Origin of the sequence: Limosilactobacillus balticus (assembly GCF_014145615.1) — a bacterium.
Taxonomy (GTDB): Bacteria; Bacillota; Bacilli; order Lactobacillales; family Lactobacillaceae; genus Limosilactobacillus; species Limosilactobacillus balticus.
In genome coordinates this window covers 1-1,355 of sequence record NZ_JACIVH010000023.1, presented here as the reverse complement: position 1 = coordinate 1,355, position 1,355 = coordinate 1, and the positions used below count along the sequence as shown (strand labels likewise).

At 54.1% G+C, this 1,355-nt stretch carries 1 rRNA gene; it reads left to right on the top strand.

Going from position 1 to position 1,355, the window contains the following annotated elements:
- Positions 1 to 1,323: ribosomal RNA gene (locus H5S10_RS00140) — 16S ribosomal RNA — on the top strand; the annotation flags it as partial.
- Positions 1,324 to 1,355 lie beyond the last annotated feature (32 nt).

Genomic DNA, 1,355 nt, shown 5'->3' with positions numbered 1-1,355 from the left:
CTCTGGGATGGACCTGCGGTGCATTAGCTAGTTGGTAAGGTAACGGCTTACCAAGGCGATGATGCATAGCCGAGTTGAGAGACTGATCGGCCACAATGGAACTGAGACACGGTCCATACTCCTACGGGAGGCAGCAGTAGGGAATCTTCCACAATGGGCGCAAGCCTGATGGAGCAACACCGCGTGAGTGAAGAAGGGTTTCGGCTCGTAAAGCTCTGTTGTTGGAGAAGAACGTGCGTGAGAGTAACTGTTCACGCAGTGACGGTATCCAACCAGAAAGTCACGGCTAACTACGTGCCAGCAGCCGCGGTAATACGTAGGTGGCAAGCGTTATCCGGATTTATTGGGCGTAAAGCGAGCGCAGGCGGTTGCTTAGGTCTGATGTGAAAGCCTTCGGCTTAACCGAAGAAGTGCATCGGAAACCGGGCGACTTGAGTGCAGAAGAGGACAGTGGAACTCCATGTGTAGCGGTGGAATGCGTAGATATATGGAAGAACACCAGTGGCGAAGGCGGCTGTCTGGTCTGCAACTGACGCTGAGGCTCGAAAGCATGGGTAGCGAACAGGATTAGATACCCTGGTAGTCCATGCCGTAAACGATGAGTGCTAGGTGTTGGAGGGTTTCCGCCCTTCAGTGCCGGAGCTAACGCATTAAGCACTCCGCCTGGGGAGTACGACCGCAAGGTTGAAACTCAAAGGAATTGACGGGGGCCCGCACAAGCGGTGGAGCATGTGGTTTAATTCGAAGCTACGCGAAGAACCTTACCAGGTCTTGACATCTTGCGCTAACCTTAGAGATAAGGCGTTCCCTTCGGGGACGCAATGACAGGTGGTGCATGGTCGTCGTCAGCTCGTGTCGTGAGATGTTGGGTTAAGTCCCGCAACGAGCGCAACCCTTGTTACTAGTTGCCAGCATTAAGTTGGGCACTCTAGTGAGACTGCCGGTGACAAACCGGAGGAAGGTGGGGACGACGTCAGATCATCATGCCCCTTATGACCTGGGCTACACACGTGCTACAATGGACGGTACAACGAGTTGCAAACTCGCGAGAGCAAGCTAATCTCTTAAAGCCGTTCTCAGTTCGGACTGTAGGCTGCAACTCGCCTACACGAAGTCGGAATCGCTAGTAATCGCGGATCAGCATGCCGCGGTGAATACGTTCCCGGGCCTTGTACACACCGCCCGTCACACCATGGGAGTTTGTAACGCCCAAAGTCGGTGGCCTAACCTTTATGGAGGGAGCCGCCTAAGGCGGGACAGATGACTGGGGTGAAGTCGTAACAAGGTAGCCGTAGGAGAACCTGCGGCTGGATCACCTCCTTTCTAAGGAATAAAACGGAACCTACACATCGAAG